Origin of the sequence: Streptomyces physcomitrii (assembly GCF_012273655.1) — a bacterium.
In the GTDB taxonomy this organism is placed as follows: Bacteria; Actinomycetota; Actinomycetes; order Streptomycetales; family Streptomycetaceae; genus Streptomyces; species Streptomyces physcomitrii.
The window spans coordinates 90344-109313 of sequence record NZ_JAAWWP010000007.1 but is presented as its reverse complement, the minus strand read 5'-3'; the positions used below and the strand labels follow the sequence as shown (position 1 = coordinate 109313).

Sequence of the window (18970 nt, the reverse complement as noted above, 5' to 3'; positions counted from 1 at the left end):
GGGCCCGTGTTCCCCGCTCCCGGAGGTGCGGGGCGCTACGGTTTGCGCTCACAACACGCGCAGATCAGTGGCGACCCGAACGACCGGCAAGGCATCCGTCGGCGCTGCACAGGATGATCACCGCGCGACAGCACCTGCCCGGGAAGTCAGGCCGCGGATTGATCGGGTTCTCCATCTTGCTCGGCGGAGTCGCCCGAGAAGGACCACGGATCGACGAAGGTGTAGCCAGGAGGAAGCTCTTCCCCCATCTCCTCCTGGTACCTGGCCTGCTTGGCCTCGCTAGCACGCTGACCCTCGGGGAGCTTCCGAAGAAAGCCGTCAACGTCATAGGCGCTGGGGGATCGACGAGGCTCGTCTATGGTTTCAAGGGCGGATGCTGGCTCGGAATCCTCAATGACCTCGTTGTCCTCCCCGTCGGGGAGATTAGCAATCACGACCGCGACCCCTATGACGACGGCAAGGCCCACGGCGCCGACGGCGCGGATCTTCGGCTTGTGCTTTTCGTACCAGTTCCTCGTGGTTTCGGCGAAGGAGGCGGGCCCGCCGTCCTCGGGGGTGGCCTGGTCGTTGTCCCCAGGGGGATCGGCGGAGGTGCTCACCCGCCTAGACCTACCGGACCTGACCCTCGATTGTCAGGCGATTACCCGATATCGCACCTCGCCGAGGAAGGCGACCTGCCGACCCCAAGGCCCTCGACAACGCCCGCAAGCTCCACCCCGAACTCGACTACGTCGAAGACCCCATCGCCGCCGTCGATGACGCGGACCTCCTCCTCCACCTCACCGAGTGGCACCACTTCGCCACCATCGACCCGGAGCGACTCGCCACCCGCACCACCACTCCCAAGATCATCGATGCCCGCGGCACCCTCGACACCGACCAGTGGCGCGAAGCCGGCTGGATGTCCCGAACGCTCGGCCGCCCCTGAGCCCCTCACCACCACGGGGCCGTGACCAGGCATTCGCGCTGGTCACGGCCCAGTGTTCGTCATTCGCCGCAGGCCGACAGGGGCGGAAGGGGCTGAATTCCAGGTAAAGCCGAGAAACCGGCGCGGCAAGGACCGAGAAGGTGCCCGCCTACGGCCATCTCAGGCAACTCGCAGACAAGACGTCCCCTACCGACTGGCCGGGCGCCCCAAATTCTCGGCCGCCCCTGAACCTGACCATGTCCTGGTTAGACCCCCTCTGGCTCGCTGCTAACGCATGGACGCGGGGAAGAAGCCCGCTCTGCCGCCGCTCGCCGTTCCAGTGAAGTGGTAGGTGACGGCTTCGGAGAGCACCTTGGTGGGAGGGTCGCCGTTTTCCATGATGATGGCCTGGCCGGGGAAGGACAGCATGTCCTTGTAGAACCGGTCCACGACGGTGGAGGTCAGCTCCACATCGTCGATGTCGTCGGGTTCCGGGTCGCGGAAGGTGACCACAGGTGAGTCCAAGACGACGAAGCCGAGATGGTGCAAGTCCCGGTCCATGCAGAAGCGAGCCAGCGCGGTGGTGAACGCCGAGTGCAGGACCGAGCGCATCCCCTTGCCGCGTTCTATCCGCTTGCGGCCGCCCGCACGGATCTCTGCGTAGTACTGGTCGTATTCGGCGTGGTCAGCCGCCGGTACCTGCCAGGCGTTGAGGGTCTGCTGGAGGATGGAGTCGAAGGCTCCCACTGTCGCGGTCGGGATGTGCTGGGTCGGGCGTGTGGTGGCAACGGCCCCCTCACCGACCAGGCGGGATTTCTTGTCGTCGAGCTCCGCGATGCGAGTCTGCAGCTCCAGTTCCCGCTCGACGACGGAGCGCTCCTCGACCAGCTCTTCGACATTGGAGCGCAGCGCGGCGATGCCGCCTTCCAGGTCGGCGATGATCTGGTCCCACACGCCGATGTCGGACTGCGCCTCCACCCGGCGGCTGATCAGAGCTGTCTGCTCGCCGTCAAGGTCGGCGATGGTGGGCAGTAGGTCGGCAAGTAGCGCGGTCGTCTTAGCTGCCTCTGCCTGGACGGCAATGTGAAGCTGGGTGGTTTCCTCCACCCGGTGGTTGGCCTGCTGGTGCTCGCGTTCGGCGCCGCAGAACGGGCAAGTGCCGACCTTGAAGTATCCGAGGATGCTGCCGGCTTCGTTGACCATGGCCAGCCGTTCCAGGTCTGAGCGGTACTGGGCCTCCAACAGCTTGAAGCGGCCCAGCAGGTCACTGACCTCGGTCAGCCGCTCATCTAGGGCAGCCAGTTCCCGGGCGGTTTCCATGCGGGAGTCGACCGCTTCGCGGTGGGATTCGTTGACCTGGCGCAGTGGTGCGGACTGCTGGTCCAGCGCGGTGCGGATCCGGATGAGCCGGTCGCGGAGCTGGCGCTCGTTCTCCTGCGTAACGAGCTTGGCCGACAGGTCGAGGACAAGCTGATCCAACAGTTGTACCTGGCCCTTGTGGACACGGCGTTGCCCGGCATTCAGGCCGGTGTCCACGGCCGGGTCGCCTTCTCCGGTGATCAGGAATCGCATGACGGACAGCTCCGCGGTCCGAGTGCTGGCGGTCCCGGTACGTAGCACCGGCGGGACGTCACCGATCATGCGCTTCTCGGTGACTAGCGACAGGTGCAGCAAGTCGGACAGCGCGAGGGGGCGGGTACCGCCAGCTTCATTCTTGCGGATCAGGACCTCGTCCAAGCCGAGCGCGCGCAGAAGATGGATGGAGAGGCTGTTGCGGCTGCGAGCGTTGTGGACCGCTGTAACCGACGCATCCGGCGTGGCCATCACAAGATCACGTAGATCCGCGCGGTAGAGGAAGATGCTGTTGCTGTCAGGGGCTCGCAGTAGCGTCAGCGGGCTGCCATCCGGCATGAGCAGACCCAAAAGGATCTGTGTGTAGCCGTCGCCTTCGGGGACCATCGCCAGGTCGGTGCCACCCAGCATGTATTCGATCGATTTCACGATGAACGACTTGCCGGTGTCGGAGGTGCCATAGATGACGGTCAGCTCCGGGCCGAAGACGATCTGCGCCGGGGGGAGGTTGGGTCCGCAGTAGGTGAGATGGGTCAGCTGCAGTTCACTCACGGCGGCCCTCGAATGTCGCGGATGCGGACAGGGAGCCACTGATGAGTTCTGCAGTGGCCTGTCTTACGTCGGTGTCGGGAGCCCAGTGGTGCACGACCCACTCGGCGCGCTCGCGCAGCCGCCCCACGTAGGGGGCCTCAAGGATGTCGACGAAAGCGGGCCCGCGTTCGGTGGCTCGGTACACCAATCCCGTCTCGTCGGCCTCGACGCCGGCGAGCCCGGCACGAATGAGGACCAGCAGCGCTTGTTCCAGCACGGTGCGCTTCATGCCCAGCTCACCGGAGTGCCCGGGCAAGGAAGGGTGCAGGGAGGGAGGGCCGTCGAGGTCGCCGCTGTGGAGGACGGCGTGGTCAAGGAGGGCCAGCTGTGCCAGGTCGAGGGGCTCGGGGTGGATCTCTGCCAGGAGCACCAGGGCTCGCACGCTGATCTCCAGCGGGCTATTGAGCGGGTTCATGCGGCCCCTCCTTCCTCACACCAGTTCAGTCGGCCTTCGTTCGCCAGGTGATGGCATACCCCCTTGCGGTCCAGGGGCCTCACGTACCGGGCAAGAACTGTCTCCGTCAGCGCCATGACACCGGCGGCCTCCAGGACCGCCTGCAGGCGGTCCCAGCCGAGTTCGAAGCGCTTGTCGCCCACCTCTACCGCAATCGTGTGGACGTCGTCCATGACCGCATTGAAGTGTCCGTCGGGGTATGCATCCCGGGCGAAGCGGCGCAACGACTCGGCGCTGTAGAACGCCTCGCGCTGTCGACGCATGTGATCGCCGGCCGTGGGGTGCTGTGCGATCAGTTCCAGAGAGTCGGCGTCGGCCTTCCACCGCTCGGCGTAGACCCGCACAAGCTGCTGAACGTAGCGGGCCTCCTCGGGACCATGGTCGTCCGGAGGCAGCATGACGGCGGGGCGCTCGCGCTGTACGTCAGGGAACCGCGTAACCCAATGCGGGGTGGTCTTGTGCTGCTCAAGCATCTGATCCATGTCGACAGGCACGAACATCGCGAAGTCTGTCTGCTCGGCCATCCGGGCCACTTCACCCTGCTGATCGGCCGTGAGCCGGGTGATGATCTCATCGTTCGTGTTGGTCAGTTCCGTAAGGAATTTCGCACGAGTCTGAGCGGGCTTCGCCAGGGCATCGCGCAGACCGCGGGCGAACGCCGGCGCGACGAAGACGTACTGGGTGGGCAGGACGAAATGCCCAAGCACCACACCGGCGAACATCTTGCGGATCTCACCCGCGGCTGTGCTCCAGTTCAAGGCGTTCTTGTAGCGCTTGCACTGGTAGTTGTCCCACGGCCCCTCCAGACCCTGCGTGCTGCGGAACGCGGCCACGTCGATGCCGTGGTCTCCGCTGCCGCCTTGCCGCTCAACCCGCACATACTCCGCTCGAAGAGCCGGCACCCACTCCTTGACGAACTCCTCAAACTCGTTCGGGTCGTACCCGAAAACGAGCGCCTTGGGGCTCGGCATGTACGGAAACTGCATACCCGGGCCCTTGAGCACCAGCGACGGTTCAGCGGGACCGTTTTGTGGCGTCAGTGTCTGATCCGACACGTTCCCCCCTCGTGCAGCCCGGTCGGTGTCCGTCACAGCGGCTGCGACTAGAAATATCACCGATTGATCGCTCACAGAAGAGCGACCTTCGAGATACCGAAGGTGACGATGCAGAGCGCCCAACCCGCAGGCCCAGGTGCTGAGCAAGTCGAGAGAGGCGGCACCGCCGCAGCGAACCGACGGTCCAACCTCTTCACCCATACGGAGCATTCTGGCCCCCGCAACCGACAGTCCACATCAGCGCAACTGCTGAACCTCCGCTCCCCCAGGTGAGGGAGGGCGCACTTCCAACAGCTCTGCTTCGAGGGCGGCGATGCGCTTGTCCGAGAATCGAAGGTTGGAACGTGCGCCTTCGAGTCGTTCCTGGAGCTTGCGATGTTCCTGGGTCAGTTGCTGAACTCGGTGCTTGAAGGTGGTGTTCTCGCTGATCAGGTGCTGAACCGACTCACCGGGGACCATCTGGTCGAAGTCGCGGATCTGCCCCATGAGCTCGCCGATCCGTTGCCGCTGGGCCAGGACCTCTTTCTGGGTGCGGGTGAGTTCGGCTTCGGCGTTCAGGGCCCGCTCGCGCCAGGTTGCTTCGATGCGTTCGTGTTCGGCGTGGCCAGCGGCGGCACGTCGGCTGCGGCTGTCGGTGACGGCGTTTTGGACGAGTGCGCGAGCGTCCGGGTTCTCGTACAGGAACGTGGAGGACACGCCGGCGCGCTCAGCGATGGCGCGGACGGTCAGCCGGCCGCAGTCGCGTCGAAGCTGGCCAATGGCGGTGGCAACGCGGTCCAGCTTCTCTTTGGTCTGTGTGCGGCGGGCGGCGATGGCCGCCGCCGTGTTCGAGGGCCTCATGCGGGCTCTCCTTCGTCTTGGTGAAGGGCGAGTTCCTGTGCTCGGAACGCTGTGGCCCAGACCCGACCGAAGTAGTCCTGCGGCCGGCGGAGGTCCAGCTCGAGGGCCTCGTCGAGGAGACCGACGGCTGCTAGAGCCTTCTCCAGGCCGCTGATCGCGAGGGCTGTGGGCTCGAAGAGGTCGTGGAGGTAGTCCGCGGTCTTCGTGTCAGGCGCCCCCTCGGCGATCATGCGCCATTGCTCTCGCTTGCGGTGCCAGTAGACGAGGTCGGCGCCAGAGAGGACGAACTTGTCGCAGTTGTGGCAGTCCATGTTCCAGGGGCAGGCGTTGCCGTCGACGACGGGCTGGAAGGTGCAGAAGCCGCCCTCGGCCGGGGTGGAGCGGCGGGTGAGGTCGACGGCCAGGGCTTCGGCCTGCTCACGGGTCATGGGTTCGCCGGACGACAGGAGGAGGCCTGGCTCGGCGGCTCCGGGTCCGGCGACCCAGAGCGTGTTGAGGGCTTCGTTCAATCTGGGGTCGGTGTTGGCGATGTGGGCGTAATGCTCGGCCATGGCCTCGGAGACCTGCCCGAGGTAGCGCTTGACGTGGGAGAGGTTCGCGCCAGCCTTGAGGAGTTTGGTGGCCAGGGTGTGGCGGGCTTGGTGGGGGACGCCTTGGATGTCGAGTTCGGTGACCCAGGTGGAGAAGCCGGTCTGGAAGAAGCCGTAACTGACGCTGCGCAGGGCAGCGCGGTTGGTCGAGCGGCGGGGAAAGAGCGCGATTTGGGTCCGCTCTTCCGGGGTGGGCTTGCGGCCGAACCGTTCGACGAACCGTTCGACGGTTTTGGCCTGGCGGACTTGGAGTCGTTCGACGAGCCGTTCGGGGATGCGGATTCCCTCGTCGAGATTCCCGACTTTGGTCTGGTCGTGCCAGAGCACGGGCAGGCCGTTGATCCGCCCGAGGCACTCGTGCCGGAGTTTGATGATTTCGTTCGCACGGCGGCCGGTGAAGACCAAGGCCTCCCAGATGTCTCGCAGGCCGCGGTCTTCGACATCGTGCTGGTCGAGGAGTTTGAGGTTGTCGTCGGTGGCGAGTGCGCGGGCGACCTCGTCGGAGAACGGCTGGCGCCGGCCACCGCGCGAGGTTCCGCCGTTCGGGACGGCGGTGACGAAGCGGCGGTCGAGGCTGACTGTGGTGGTGAGGCCCTCGTCCATGCCGAACCTGAGCAGTCGACGGACCCCTGTGAAGATCCGACCGACCGCATCCGGGGTCACACGGGGCTGCGTGCGGCCGCGACCTCCGGGGTCCGTGTGCAGACCAAGGGGCTTCAGGCCGTTGCGGGCCCGATGGCGCTGGTCCGCGACGAAGTCCAGCATGTGCTGCTCGGTCAGCCGCCGGGGGTCGTTGCCCCCCGCCGGTGCCTGCGCATTCAGGTAGGCACTGAGTTCGGTGCAGGCTCGCCGGATAGCCTTGAACGTGGTCTGGGACTTAGGCGGCTTGTTCCGCATCAGGTTGTCGTAGAAGTCCCAGAGGATGTCCCGTAGCCAGGCCTGGGAGATGCCGGTCAGGTCGAAGTGACTGCTGCAGTTGGGGAAGATCACACCGTAGTGGGCGGTCTCGAAGAACCCGGACTGCTTGGTGTCCTGGCGGCTGAAGTAGACGAGTCGCAGTTCACCGAGCATCGCCTTGACAATCTTCTGGTGGTGGTCCGCGAGGCCGTCGAGGTCGAGATCGGTGAGGGAACTCGCATCGTGGTCCCGGCAGTACTGCGCGATGCTCTGGATGAACCGCAGCGGCCAGTAGGCGCCTTCGATCACGGTCTGGGAATGGTGAGACAAGATCCACTGGAGCTCGGCCTTCACCAGCGGCCTCAAGCCGAGCAGGGAGAGTGTGCCCGTCATGCGAACGATGACCGGAGCGGTTCTGCACCACTGGTTGAACGCGGCCTCGTTGCCGTAGGTGATCGATCCGTGGCCGTGCGGCCCAGCATGCTGGGCGCCATGCCTGCGGTCAGGGACCCTGGCGTCACCCGGCCGACCCTGGCGGTTGTAGAAGGTGCTGTGCCGGAAACACAGTCGGAGCGGGTGTGGGTCGGCGAGTTCGCTGCAGGCCAGCACCCTGCACTTGCCCATGCCGGGCAGCGCTCTCTGGCGGGGTAGCCAGTCCTCGAGGTGCGGTTGCCGTCCTTTCTTGCGTTCATAGCGTTCCCAGCCGGTCCACCGTTTCGCGTGGACGGTGCAGAAACCCATGTGGCCGACGGCTGGCAGGTCCGGGCATACCAGGCAGGGGCGGGGGTCGGACCAGCTCCGGGTCTGGAGCGGTTCTGCAATGTCGAGAAACGAGGTGTAGGTGGAGCCGTCCGCGCGGTGGGCCGCCCACTGGTCCTGGTGGCTGTGGCAGAGGTCCCAGTTGCCTTCCTTGCTCCGCTGGCAGTCCTCGACCTTGCATCGCCATCCATAGGCGGGGTGGTCCGCGGGGATCTGAAGCACGTCTCCGCGAAAGACGGGATCGACGGTGGGGCCGGCAATGAGCGCGTGGAGGATCTCCAGGCGGTCGGTCACCGTGCGGGTGGCCGCGTGTTGGGTGACCAGCAGCGAGAGGACTGAGTGCGTCGTGGTCCTCATTCGGTGTCCCCCCAGACCTCGGCCAGGGCCGCGGAGAACTCCGGGGAGTGCAGGTCCGGGTGGCCGTAGACCTCATCGACCATGGCGGCGGATGACCAGTTGCCGACGGCCTTGGCCACGAGCGGGTCGCCTTTCGCCGCTTCCAGGACCTTCGACGTGGTCGTGTGCCGGAACGCGTGCGGCTTGATGCGGCCCGGCAGTTCGGCCCGCCGTCCCGCCCTCCGCAGCATGCCGCGGGCAGCGTCAGCGGTCCACGGCTCGCCGATGGCCGGGCCGGCCAGCTGGATGAGGAGCATGCCATGCCCCGTAGCGTGCTTTGTGTACTCGGTGGTCATGTACTTGAAGTAGGAGCTGACCATGGCCGGGCTCGCCCGGTAGATCTCACCGCCGCAGATCACCCCCTCGGTCAGGCGCCAGTCTTCCTTCCGCTTTGCCCTGGCCCGGTTGGGGTTGTTGTGGCGGTGGCAGACGTGGACGTGCGGGCCCTTACACTCGCCGCAAGCCGCATCCTCACGCAGGTGCAAATCGACCAAGTGAAAGCCGGTCAGACCCCCGATCCTCAAGGTCGAGTCGGAGAGCCAGGTCACGACCATCGCATCGCGAGCCGTGTTCACCGAGGCCAGCAGGTCCGACCGGGCCCCGTCAGGCAACATCTTCGGATGCCGACGCCCCGGGCCCTTCCCCGGTGCCAGCGGATTCGCTGGCATAGAGGCCGTCGTATGCCCCAGGAAGGCCCTCCGGCGGTCCGCCCTGGTGGCCAGCCGAGTAACGTCCAGAGCCTCGCGCAGGGTCTGATTGACGTCTCGCTTCACGCACTGATGCAGGTAAAAGTTCTTCAGGACCGTCGCCGAGATCGACAGGGCAGAAGTGCCGTACGGACGCTTCGGGGGCAACCGCCACGGCTGCCCGTACGGCATCGACACCAGTGCACCCACAGCCCCCTGGTACCGCTGGAGATCCTGGAACGTGATCGTCTCCGTGGTCAGACTCTCGCGGAGGCGCCACCTCAAGTGATCGACGAGGTAGTACGCGTACGGCTCCTGGGACCCCGAGCCCTCGTAGAGACGCAGGTAGCTCTCGGCTTCCTCGTCAGGCGTGTAGTCCGGCCAGAGGATCGAGAACGACCAGCTGCCGCCAGCCCGTCTGATCCTCTGAACACGCAGGTCCTCCAGCACCAGATTGCTTCTCACCAGGGCTTCCCTCCGAGTCGTCCCGTACAGCACGAAGAGAAGCAGACCCGTAGCTAAAGATTGACGCGAAGCAGTCGCCCTTCACCAAAACGGGTGACACGGACGCGCAGCCGGTGGTCGCTAAAGTCGAGGAAGAGCAGGCCGCGGTGGGCGAGGGAGACCGCGCCGGGGCGGGCGACTCCGTGGCCGCCGCCGACCAGGGACTGCATGGTCGCGGAGTGGTGGGGTGCGCAGTAGGGCGCGGTGTCGATGAGGGGTTTGCCGGGCGGCAGGATGCCGGCGATGGAGTGGACGGCGGTGACTTCCAGGGACTCCTCGCGGGTGAGCGGGGGCATGAGGGTCGGCATGCGTTCGGCGAGCATGGTCTTGCCGGCGCCCGGTGGTCCGGTCCACAGGACGTGGTGGCCGCCCGCCGCGGCGACTTCCATGGCGAGCCGGGCGGTGTGCTGTCCGACGATGTCGGCGAGGTCGTGGCCGCGGCGTCCGTGGGCGGTGTTGCCGAGTCCGGTGCCGAGGGCGGCGAGTCCTGTGCCGCCGGTGAGCGTGGTGGCGGGCAGGGCTTCGGGGGCCTGGGTTTCCTCCGGTACGGGTTCGTCGTTGAGCACGGCGATGAGCTGGCGCAGGCTGCGTACGCCGAGTACGGAGACGCCGGGGACGAGTGCGGCCTCGGCGGCGGCGCTCTCGGGGACGACGACCTGGCGGCAGCCCGCGTCGGCGGCGGCGAGGACGGCGGGCAGGATGCCGCGCACGGGGCGTACCCGTCCGTCGAGTCCGAGTTCGCCGATCATGACGATGTCGGCGAGGGCGCGCGGGTCGAGGCGGCCCGCGGCGGCGAGGATTGCGCTGGCCACGGCGAGGTCGAAGCCACTGCCGCTCTTGGGTACCGAGGCGGGGCTGAGGCCGATGGTGAGTTTCTTCTGCGGCCATTCGGCGCCGGAGTTCGTTACTTCCCTGATGATGCGATCTGTTCAAGCGCGCAGGGAGGAAACTGAGTTGAGCGAGTGGCACGTGGTGTGGGTTCCAGGTCCGGGGCAGTGGGGGACGCCGCCCTCGGACGGTAGCTTCGGGGTGCATGATCTGCCGGAGGCGGTGGCCCGTATAGGCCTGAGGCCGGGCGATCCTGTGTATGTCAGGCCGGACGGCACGGTGGACCGGGATTTCTTGGATCTCGTAATGTCCACGGTCTTCCGAAACCTGGAACGGGAGACGAAGAGGAATTATGGGACGGACTACCGCCTGCTGCTGAATTATCTGTCCTCGCGTGGGCTGACGTGGAGGGAAGCGACACCGCGGGATTTGGAGGACTACCGGGACTGGCGTTGCGATGCCCCTGAGAATCCAGTCCGGATCAGCGGTACAAAGTGGAACCGCGAGGCTGCGGCGTTCACGAAACTGTTCAAGTGGGGCAAGGTCTATCCCTTGCCGGTGGATGTCTCGCGAAGCGAGGACCGGGCGACGGACTCGGTCAGCTCACGAGTGTCATGGGGGACCCCGCGGACCTGGGGCTTGTGGTCAGACATCGGGTTGCGTGGTCACACCCTCGCCGGTCTTGCGGCGCCGACGTGGGAATCACGGACTGAGCTGCGGAACACGAGCTTCGTGCAGCTGCTGTTGAGCTCGGGCCTGCGGCGGCAAGAAGGCGGATCGTTGCTCGTCTTCGAGCTACCGACTCAGCGCCTGCGCCATGGCCGCTATATGCATGCCCGCATCGCTGGCGCGGTGACCAGGTCGAAGAACAGCCGGACGTATTACGCGTCAGTGGATTCCGTCGGCCAGGTCGAGGCGTACGTCGAATCGGAGCGGGCGTGGGTGGTGCAACGGGCCCAAGAGGCAGGCCGCTACAAGCGTCTGCCGATGATACGGCTGGTCACCGGGGTGACGCATGGCCTGAAACCGAAGGTCGAGTGGGTGGATTCGGACGGCGTTGTCGGTGGCCAGGAGCTCAGCCGTCTGGGCTGGCGTGAGCGGCAGTGGTTGTTCGTTGATGGACCAGAGGGGCCGGAGCCAGCGTGGTTGTGGCTGACGGAACAGGGTCTGCCGATGGCCCCGGACCGATGGAACGGCGTGTTCCGGATGGCCAATCTGCGCTGCGAGACGGCCCTCCTGGCAGAGGAAGAACGAACGATCCGGCGGCAGTTCAGGCTGGCGGAGGTGCAGGGCAAGACCCCGTACATGACGCCGCATTCTTGCCGGCACTCGATGGCGCTCTACATGCTGATCTTGCTGAACGAGCTGTTCGAGGAGCGCTACGGGTTGACTAAGAAGGACCGACGGGACTTCGCCCTGCTGTTCGGCGACCCATGGTGGCTGGTGAAGACGTTGCTGGGGCATGCGGACGTGGAGACGACGAAGCGGCACTACCTCGCGCCGGTCGCGCATCTGCAACTTGAGTCGATCCTCGCCGCTGCAGAGACAACTGATGAGGGCGAGGATGTCGAGGATCTGGACGGCGTGTTCGCCCGGCTGGCCCGGGAGACGGCGGGCATCCAGGACATCGACCTGCTCCTCGGGACAGTGTCGTGAGCCGGCGGGGGCACAGGGCCAGCCCACCGCCTCCCGACCATCGTGTCGAGCCGGCGCTGGTCCCAGGGTCTGTCGTCGTGACGGTCACCAACAAGGCCGGCCGCAAGGCGGAGTACGACTTCGGCGACCTTGAGGTGGCTGCACCGATGCAGCGCTCGCTGGCCGCAGCGTTCGCCGCCCAGTCGCGCAACTGGACCAGTCACCGGACGGCAAACACCTGCTGGAGCAAGATCGGGCTGTTCGCTCAGTTTGTCGCCTCGTTGGAGTGCCCGCCCGATGACCTTGACGGTCTGACGGTCGCCGCGCTGCAGAGCTGGCGGGATAAGCACATTGACACGAACAGCGGCAGAGGCAAGCTCGGCATGGTGCGTACCCTGCTGCGGCAGGATCCGCGGCTCAGTGCCGGGCCTGTGGCGGAAGAACTGGCCCGCCGGATTCCATCGCCGGCACCCAGTAAGCAGTCCTATAAGCAGGCCGAGCGGGATCGGGTGGTGCTAACCGCTCGGCGCCAGTTCCGCGCGGCCCTTCTCCGGATCAGCGAGAACACTCGACTGCTGGAGGAGTGGCGGGCGGGCCATCTTGTTGCGGGCAGCCGAGAGTGGAAGATCGGGAAAATTCTCGATCACACCGCCCGCACGGGGGACGTGTCGCGCACGACCTATCCGGGCGGGCAGGTCCACGTGACACATCGCGGGCTGCTGGGGGGCAGCCGTTCGGAGGAGACCTGGGGCCGGTTGTTCCTGGACCGCTCGGAGCTCACGGCGCTAGCAGTACTGCTGACCGACCAGTTCGGATGGAATCTGTCCCAGTACGACTTCATGCCGGTGCCGACCGCGGCGCCGTCGGCCGGCGAGACGACCTCGGTGACCTACCAGATTCAGGTCGAAAAGCACCGCGCAGGTAAGGGGCGGTGGTTCTCCACCGAAAATGTAACCGATTCAGGGGCCGACTCCCCCGGGAGGCTGGTTACCCAGGCTCTGGCAGCCACGGCTCACGGCCGTGTACTCGCCAACGCGCTGGTGCCGGGGACTGACCTGCTGATGGTCGCTCGCAGCCACCGACCCGAGAAGAAGCATGGGGACTTGGACCGGCCCGCCTCGATTGGCCCTCTCGATTTCGGAATCCCGGACGATCTGGCGTCGTGGTGGGCGCGCGGCCAGGGACTGGGCGGTTCGCCGTTCCAGCGGGCTCGCCGGACCACGGTGACTCATCTGGGCCGTCCTTTGCAGCACACGCAGGGCACCCACGAGAGCATCTACGTTCTGCCCGACCCGCAGGTTCAAAAGGCCTCTCGTGGTGTCTTCGAAGCTGGTGCTCTGGAGGCTTGGGATCACGCCCGCTCCACCGTCTTCGGCGGGAAGATCGCGCATTCGCCGGACCCGAGCCATCAAGAGACGGTAACAGCGGACTGCGAGGACGAAAGCTCCAGTCCTTGGCCAGCTCCCGAGGGGGGTTGCGGGGCAGATTTCCTGCTCTGTCTCGCCTGTCCCAACGCCCATGTCCACCCCGGCCATCACCCGCGGCTCGCGTACCTATACCAGCAGATCCTGAGTCTGCGGTCCGTTACGGACGATCGCAGGTTCCGTGAGCGCTGGGGCGATCACGTGCTGAGGCTTGAGAGCCTGCGCGACACGATCGGTCTGACCGCCTGGACGGCGGACCCTGGCCGGGTCAGCGACAACGACCGCACGATTGTTCGGCTTCTGCTGAAGGAAGACCTCGCGCCATGACCAGCCTTGCCGAAGCCGACCCCTACATCCTGTCCCTTCCCGGACCGGAAAGCCCAGCGATCCTGCCGCAGTGGATCAAGCCCGGCAATGTGCACGCCAATGCCCGCTACAGCGCAGCCATCTGGCCCCTGGCCCCGCTCATCGACAATCCCGGCACCGGGCTGTTCACGATCTACTGGAGGGGCTGCCCGGCCCCCTTCCTCGATCAAGTCAAACTCGCTACTTGGACGATGATCAACGGCAGGCTCCGGCCGACCTATCTCCAGGACCGAGGGGCGCGTGCCCGAGCCAGGACATCCGCTGCGGATATGCGGGACACCTGCTACGAGTGGCTGAGGCTGGCGCGCTGGCTGCACGTACGCCGCATCACGAGCCTCGATGCCTGCACCCAGGATGTGTGGCGCGCCTATATATCCGAGCGCCTGGCCGACGGTGTGAATCGTGGCAGCGGGGAGAAGATCTGCTCGCGCTTGACGGATCTGTGGGCATTCGATCAGCTCAGTGCCCGCCCTGCGGGCATCACCCGGCCTCCCTGGGAGGAGGAGGGGGTTGACGACTACCTTCCCTCGGCCGATGGCTCGCGCGGAGAGAACAGCATGGAACCGCTCGACCCGCGGGTCCTCGGTCCCCTGCTGGTTTGGGCGATCCGGTTTGTTGACGACTTCGCCGACGACATCCTCGCGTCCTGGCAGGCGCGTGAGCGCCTGCTCGCCACGGCTGCGAACAACGAGGCCGGCCCAGAGGGCTTGGCAGCCCTCGCCAGTCTCCTGCTTCCTGCGGCCCGGTCAGGCGACCCGCTTCCCTCCGTGCAGATGCACGGCCGGCGAACTTTGGCGCGCACATACGTGGCCGCCCTCACCGGGGCGAGCCTCTCCCAGGTCGACCGGTTCAACGAGCGGCATCGCCTCTCGGACGTGGCCAACGCACGGCCGGGCCCCTGTCCTTTGGCGGTGCCGGTCACCGGGCGGATCAACGGGAATCCCTGGCGCGAGCACATGGACTTCGACGAGGCCGGCGAGCTCATGCGGCACCTCGGCACCGCAGCAGTGATCATCTGCCTCTACCTGACAGGTATGCGTCCGCAGGAAGTGCAGGGTCTGCGGTCCGGCTGCTGTCCTGACCCGGAGCCTGCCGACGACGGCACACCTGGTCGTCACCTGATCCGCAGCCATCACTACAAGAACGTCACCGACACTGACGGCAACCACATATCAGCCGGTGAGGAACGTGAGGTTCCGTGGGTTGCCATCACACCCGTCGTGCACTCCATCCGTGTCCTCGAACGCATGGTGCCCCCGGGGGAACTGCTGCTGAGCGCCTCCCACCACGACTACCTCTACCGGCGCCGCCTTCACGGAGCGCTGAAAGGCTCGTCCCTGAGGGACCGGACTGAAGACTTCGTGGCGTGGGCGAACCACGAGGCGCACGTCCATCACCTGCCCGACCAGGTCATCCCCGAAGATCCGCACGGAGCCATCGGGATGGCGCGGTTCAGAAGGACTCTGGCCTGGCACATCGCACGCCGCCCGGGCGGGTTGATCGCGCTGGCGATTCAGTACGGGCACATGCGCACCGTCCTGGACGCCCGCACGTCCAGTGCCTACGGTTCCCGTAGCCGGGGCGGCGTCCACAGCGTCCTCGACGTCGAAACTGCGCTGGCTGCCGCAGACACCGCCGCTCGCCTACGCGACCGTCTCGCCGACGGAGAGAAGATCTCTGGCCCTGCCGCCCGCCGGGCGATCACCGCTGCTGCGTCGACCCCCCGGTTCGAAGGGCGGATCGTCCCTCGCACGTTCGTGAAGAAAGCGGCCAAGTTCCTGGCCCGTGACGGTGTCGTGCTCTACGACAACCCGGACGCGTTCCTGATCTGCGCATTTAAGCATGACAATGCGCTCTGCGAGCCCGAACCGGACGCCACTGCACCGAGGCAGTACGCCTGTCAGACAGGCTGCGGGAACACCGCCCGCACCGATGGCCACGCCCGTGGCATGCGGGAACGGGCCGATGAGATTGACCAGTTGGCGTCCGCTTCACCCGAGAAGATCGCCAGGCGTCTTCGGCGCAACGCCAACAACCTCCGCGTCGCCGCCGACGCGCACGACGCCGCCGCCCAGAGCGCCGAGGACCTCGTATGAACCCACAGCACCACGACGAACGCACCCGCATTCGCGAGGCAATGAACCGACTCCTTGCTGGACAGGCCACCGTTTCCAATGGCGGCCTCACCGCCACCGCGCTCGCGGTAGAGGCCGGCGTCCACCGCATGGCACTGCTCAAGCGCCATGTCGACCTGAAGAACGAGTTCTACCAGCGGGTCCGCGCCGAGACCCAGCAGGTGCCGGAGCCGGAGCAGCGGCTTCGGGAGACGGTCGCCAAGCTCCGGAAAACCCTCGACAACAAGGAGAAGGAACTCAAGGAACTGCGTCAGCTGGTGACCAATCTGACGCTGGCCAATGCCGTCCTCACCCATCAGCAGCACGCACCACAGCCGTCGCCGGGCCTCCTGGCTGCGGACAACGTCATCCCGTTTCGCCCGCTCGACTCCTGACGCTCCATCCGCCGCGGCGTACGAATGCGTTGCGCGTGCAAGGCACCCGTTGACGGAAGTTGAATTGCTTCGGCAGGCCCTAGCTCGCGCTCGCCCACCTGCGGAAGAACGACACGCTCGCCCAGCTCGGCGCCCTTTCGAGCGTAGGTGAGCCACGAGACATGCTCGACCAGCTCATGCGGGACATCGAGCGTGGAAGGATACGGAACCAACGAAGCCCCCCGCCCGTCGGCGTGTTGAGCGAGATCACCACACCGCGACGAGGGGCTTCGCCATGTCACCACCCCTGACCAGCACGGTTCACCCGGCAGCCCAGGATGAAAGAGGTTCAGTGAAGTCGCGCTCGACCATGCCGTTCGAAGATGAATCGGCGGCGAATTACAGGCGTGCCTTGTTTTCGAGGGCAGCGGCGACATCTATGACAATCGCCGACCACAACAGAAAGGGAGGAGCCCGCACGTCGATACAACGTTCATGGGCCTCACCTCCTCGACGCCGTCACAGCAGCCTGAAACCTACAAGCCCCGGCATCATGCCGGGTAATTCCTTTTTCCGGCCAAGTGACCGCAACTCCAGGCCCTAGATTTTCGCCGCCCGCTTGCGTGGGATGCCCCTGCGTTTGTTGATCTCAGCCGCCCTACGCTTAAGGTCAGCCGCACTCGTGTCGTACATCAGCTCCAGCGCGTGGTTCAGCAACTCCACACCGTCCAGCACCTCACCGACAGTGAGTTCACCACCGTGGCTGCCGTCGTTCCCGATCCACTTGACAGCCATTAGCAGGCCCGCGGCCTCAGTGAACCTCGGCTTCCTCTCTTTCAACAGTTCAATGCGCTTGTGCGCTGTGTATCTGATGCGCTTGCGGCTCTTTGATATGTGTGATTTAGGTACGCCTTGCAGAGTCAGGAGCTCCTCGATCGCTGCTCGGACGCGGTTCGCGGCAGAGCTGGGATCCATCCAGAGCACCGCCGAAGCTGCGACGATCAGATCATTTACACGTTGCGGAAAAGCCTGGTCCTCGCGGATGAGCGAGAGGGCTGGAACGAAACACTGCACCTTATAGGAATTCCCGTAGAATTCGCCCTGGTACTCATGAGGTCCAGCCCCCACCTTTACCTGGTACTCTCCCGCGACTGCAACGATCTCGCCGCACGATGGCAGACGACACTGCAGTGAGCCATGGAAATAGCCACTGATCCAGTCGGGCTCTGCATCAGGAATCTCGCGCATCTCGCGGCTAAGTCGTGACTGCTCTGTGATCATGGCATCGCTGTCCTTGGGGGCAAGCGTGCCTGCCAGGCAAGCGGGGCAGGGAAGATTCGGCCAACCATCTGTCTCGGTGAACCCGTCTTCCAACTGCCGCAGATCTGCCAGGTGCTTCATCGCCATCCGCGTAGTGTCTCACCGCGGGGTTCACCTCACCCAGACTTTCCCCAAGCCATCAGCAGATGGCGGCTCCGCTTTGCCCCCGAGGCCGTGGCAGTAACCAAGCAGCGGCAGTGCCGAGACCGTGGCCGTGCGCTTGACCACGAGCAGTCCAACCATCAGCGCCACGCGCTCGGCACCGCACCGCCGACACGTCGGACGCCTCGTTGTAACCAGCTGTACCAGTGCTTCAACTTCGCCAACTGCGAGCGTCAGGGCGCCTTGCGGCCGTAGCGGTTAGCGAGGAGTAGAGGGGAGTCCTTGCGCCTGCTCGGCTTGCACTATCGCGCACAACGGAACGTCGCCGGACGTCCACGTACATGGCAGCCCTGGCTTCTGAACAGGGCATTCACCCATTGGCGCCGCCTTGCCTTAGTTGTGCGAGAACAGGGTTAACCCCGCCGGACACAGGGCCACCCGGCTCGAGCCAGAACCTGCTCGTCCGCACTAACAAGCGCCAGGTCGGTTCTGGTTGCCGTAGAGGGATCCTCCTGAGCAACTCTGACGGTCAAGGAAAGACCGAAGCTTCCAGCAGCTCGGCTTCGAGGGCGGCCTCACAGCGCCTCTACCCACTCGACGGGCTCACACGTGAGGTCCGCAACCGCCTCACCCACGGGCGCCCCCACATGGTGCACGGCCGCCTCCTGCAGAGGTTCGGGAACGGCGGCGGCGCAGGGGATGGCGACGGCGCATGAGGCGCAGGTATCCGCAAGGTGCCAGGTGAGGCCGCGGTCCGCTCGGATCAGCAGGAGCCTCAGTGAACCAGAACAGGGACCCTGGCGCCTGTGCCACCCACAAGCCCTTTCTCGGCACTGGCAGATACGCAGGTACGCCGGCAGCCGGGACTCGACGAGGTGCCTCATGAGATGCCGGCGGACCTGCACGACCCTCTCAGCACCCACGGCCACGATCGGCTGCGGGCAGGCACTGCACGTCAGCACGGGCCGCCCCGTCGAACTGCTGATCGTGACGGTCCAGGCACGTGCGGACATGGCCATGGACATCGGTCCCTCCAAGCCGTGAGCAATCAGCCGCCGACCCTGCGTCCGGGCGGCTCCGGACGTGGACACCGTAGTGCAGACCTCTGCCCTATCGGAGCCGGCCCGTACCGACATAAATAGGGCAGAGGTCTGCACTGTCAGGGCAGGGGTCTGCACCGTCGGATGGATTCGTGACGATCATCCCGCCGCCGGAGCCCGACCCGATGGCCCTCAGGCACTCGCTCGCTCGCCTGCGTGCGCAGCGCGGGTGGAGCTATGACGAGCTGGCCGCGCGCAGCGGTCTCTCTCGCCGGACACTGATCGAGATCGAGCAGGGCCGCACGATCGGCACGCTAGCCACTTGGCACGCTCTCGCCCACGCCTTTTCCATCCCGCTGGGCGAGCTCCTGGATCCACTGTGCGCGGGGCACGAACCTCCGATGTCCGGCGCCTGAGCACAGCCACCCGTCGGCCACCCGAACGTGGTGACGCTCTCGTACGCGCGTGCTGGATTCGGATTCTTGTCGCCACCTTGTCACCACATCGGGCGGACCG

At 65.9% G+C, this 18970-nt stretch carries 15 protein-coding genes and 2 pseudogenes; 7 read left to right on the top strand and 10 right to left on the bottom strand.

Going from position 1 to position 18970, the window contains the following annotated elements:
- Window positions 1-146: 146 nt before the first annotated feature.
- The gene (locus HFV08_RS13700) at window positions 147-599 is read right to left on the bottom strand and encodes a hypothetical protein (protein ID WP_168539268.1); all 453 of its coding nucleotides are present in this window, start codon (window positions 597-599) and stop codon (window positions 147-149) included.
- 29 nt (window positions 600-628) lie between these two features.
- Here HFV08_RS13700 and HFV08_RS32345 point away from each other — a divergent pair, with 29 nt between their 5' ends.
- On the top strand, window positions 629-928 hold the full coding sequence (locus HFV08_RS32345; RefSeq protein ID WP_312885622.1) for a UDP binding domain-containing protein: 300 nt from the start codon (window positions 629-631) through the stop codon (window positions 926-928).
- A gap of 267 nt (window positions 929-1195) precedes the next feature.
- On the opposite strand, the gene HFV08_RS13690 is transcribed toward HFV08_RS32345, so the two are convergent.
- The 7 genes and pseudogenes from HFV08_RS13690 to HFV08_RS13660 form a co-directional block, all read right to left on the bottom strand.
- Window positions 1196-3031, bottom strand: coding sequence for a hypothetical protein (locus HFV08_RS13690; protein WP_168539266.1), 1836 nt, complete (start codon window positions 3029-3031; stop codon window positions 1196-1198).
- On the bottom strand, window positions 3024-3485 hold the full coding sequence (locus HFV08_RS13685; protein ID WP_030298377.1) for an ABC-three component system middle component 2: 462 nt from the start codon (window positions 3483-3485) through the stop codon (window positions 3024-3026). Before HFV08_RS13685 ends, HFV08_RS13690 begins: the two co-directional genes overlap by 8 nt.
- Window positions 3482-4579 (bottom strand): ABC-three component system protein, encoded by a 1098-nt coding sequence (locus HFV08_RS13680; protein ID WP_312885595.1) that lies wholly within the window; start codon window positions 4577-4579, stop codon window positions 3482-3484. The genes HFV08_RS13685 and HFV08_RS13680 overlap by 4 nt, the downstream gene beginning before the upstream one ends.
- 237 nt (window positions 4580-4816) lie before the next feature.
- The gene (locus HFV08_RS13675) at window positions 4817-5419 is read right to left on the bottom strand and encodes a DUF6262 family protein (protein ID WP_030298381.1); all 603 of its coding nucleotides are present in this window, start codon (window positions 5417-5419) and stop codon (window positions 4817-4819) included.
- Window positions 5416-8022 carry a tyrosine-type recombinase/integrase gene (locus tag HFV08_RS13670; protein WP_168539264.1) on the bottom strand — a complete coding sequence of 869 codons (2607 nt, stop codon included), beginning with the start codon at window positions 8020-8022 and terminating at the stop codon, window positions 5416-5418. Before HFV08_RS13670 ends, HFV08_RS13675 begins: the two co-directional genes overlap by 4 nt.
- Window positions 8019-9212 carry a tyrosine-type recombinase/integrase gene (locus HFV08_RS13665; protein ID WP_107047648.1) on the bottom strand — a complete coding sequence of 398 codons (1194 nt, stop codon included), beginning with the start codon at window positions 9210-9212 and terminating at the stop codon, window positions 8019-8021. Before HFV08_RS13665 ends, HFV08_RS13670 begins: the two co-directional genes overlap by 4 nt.
- A gap of 107 nt (window positions 9213-9319) precedes the next feature.
- Window positions 9320-10177, bottom strand: a pseudogene (locus tag HFV08_RS13660) (ATP-binding protein); the annotation flags it as partial.
- A 28-nt stretch (window positions 10178-10205) separates the two neighbouring features.
- On the opposite strand from HFV08_RS13660, the gene HFV08_RS13655 reads away from it, so the two are divergent.
- From HFV08_RS13655 to HFV08_RS13640, 4 genes are all read left to right on the top strand, one after another.
- Window positions 10206-11735: a site-specific integrase gene (locus tag HFV08_RS13655; RefSeq protein WP_168539262.1), complete on the top strand. Its 1530-nt coding sequence runs from the start codon at window positions 10206-10208 to the stop codon at window positions 11733-11735.
- 77 nt (window positions 11736-11812) lie between these two features.
- Window positions 11813-13465, top strand: coding sequence for a hypothetical protein (locus tag HFV08_RS13650; RefSeq protein WP_312885594.1), 1653 nt, complete (start codon window positions 11813-11815; stop codon window positions 13463-13465).
- On the top strand, window positions 13462-15600 hold the full coding sequence (locus HFV08_RS13645) for an integrase (protein WP_168539258.1): 2139 nt from the start codon (window positions 13462-13464) through the stop codon (window positions 15598-15600). The genes HFV08_RS13650 and HFV08_RS13645 overlap by 4 nt, the downstream gene beginning before the upstream one ends.
- The gene (locus HFV08_RS13640; protein WP_168539256.1) at window positions 15597-16013 is read left to right on the top strand and encodes a hypothetical protein; all 417 of its coding nucleotides are present in this window, start codon (window positions 15597-15599) and stop codon (window positions 16011-16013) included. Before HFV08_RS13645 ends, HFV08_RS13640 begins: the two co-directional genes overlap by 4 nt.
- A gap of 149 nt (window positions 16014-16162) precedes the next feature.
- Here the strand turns inward: HFV08_RS13640 and HFV08_RS13635 are convergent.
- Both HFV08_RS13635 and HFV08_RS13630 read right to left on the bottom strand, forming a co-directional pair.
- Window positions 16163-16266, bottom strand: a pseudogene (locus HFV08_RS13635) (IS5/IS1182 family transposase); the annotation flags it as partial.
- 326 nt (window positions 16267-16592) lie between these two features.
- Window positions 16593-17399, bottom strand: coding sequence for a DUF4145 domain-containing protein (locus HFV08_RS13630; protein ID WP_168539254.1), 807 nt, complete (start codon window positions 17397-17399; stop codon window positions 16593-16595).
- A gap of 897 nt (window positions 17400-18296) precedes the next feature.
- Between HFV08_RS13630 and HFV08_RS13625 the strand changes: the two genes are divergently transcribed.
- Both HFV08_RS13625 and HFV08_RS13620 read left to right on the top strand, forming a co-directional pair.
- Window positions 18297-18458: a hypothetical protein gene (locus HFV08_RS13625; protein WP_168539252.1), complete on the top strand. Its 162-nt coding sequence runs from the start codon at window positions 18297-18299 to the stop codon at window positions 18456-18458.
- A gap of 181 nt (window positions 18459-18639) precedes the next feature.
- Window positions 18640-18870 (top strand): helix-turn-helix transcriptional regulator, encoded by a 231-nt coding sequence (locus HFV08_RS13620; protein WP_210430290.1) that lies wholly within the window; start codon window positions 18640-18642, stop codon window positions 18868-18870.
- Window positions 18871-18970 lie beyond the last annotated feature (100 nt).

What these genes read in the sequence shown, in the direction of transcription:
- HFV08_RS13685 (WP_030298377.1), bottom strand. Translation starts at nt 3,485, where the DNA reads ATGAACCCGCTCAATAGCCCGCTGGAGATCAGCGTGCGAGCCCTGGTG.
- HFV08_RS13675 (WP_030298381.1), bottom strand. Translation starts at nt 5,419, where the DNA reads ATGAGGCCCTCGAACACGGCGGCGGCCATCGCCGCCCGCCGCACACAG.
- HFV08_RS13670 (WP_168539264.1), bottom strand. Translation starts at nt 8,022, where the DNA reads ATGAGGACCACGACGCACTCAGTCCTCTCGCTGCTGGTCACCCAACAC.
- HFV08_RS13645 (WP_168539258.1), top strand. Translation starts at nt 13,462, where the DNA reads ATGACCAGCCTTGCCGAAGCCGACCCCTACATCCTGTCCCTTCCCGGA.
- HFV08_RS13640 (WP_168539256.1), top strand. Translation starts at nt 15,597, where the DNA reads ATGAACCCACAGCACCACGACGAACGCACCCGCATTCGCGAGGCAATG.
- HFV08_RS13630 (WP_168539254.1), bottom strand. Translation starts at nt 17,399, where the DNA reads ATGGCGATGAAGCACCTGGCAGATCTGCGGCAGTTGGAAGACGGGTTC.
- HFV08_RS13625 (WP_168539252.1), top strand. Translation starts at nt 18,297, where the DNA reads ATGAGATGCCGGCGGACCTGCACGACCCTCTCAGCACCCACGGCCACG.
- HFV08_RS13620 (WP_210430290.1), top strand. Translation starts at nt 18,640, where the DNA reads ATGGCCCTCAGGCACTCGCTCGCTCGCCTGCGTGCGCAGCGCGGGTGG.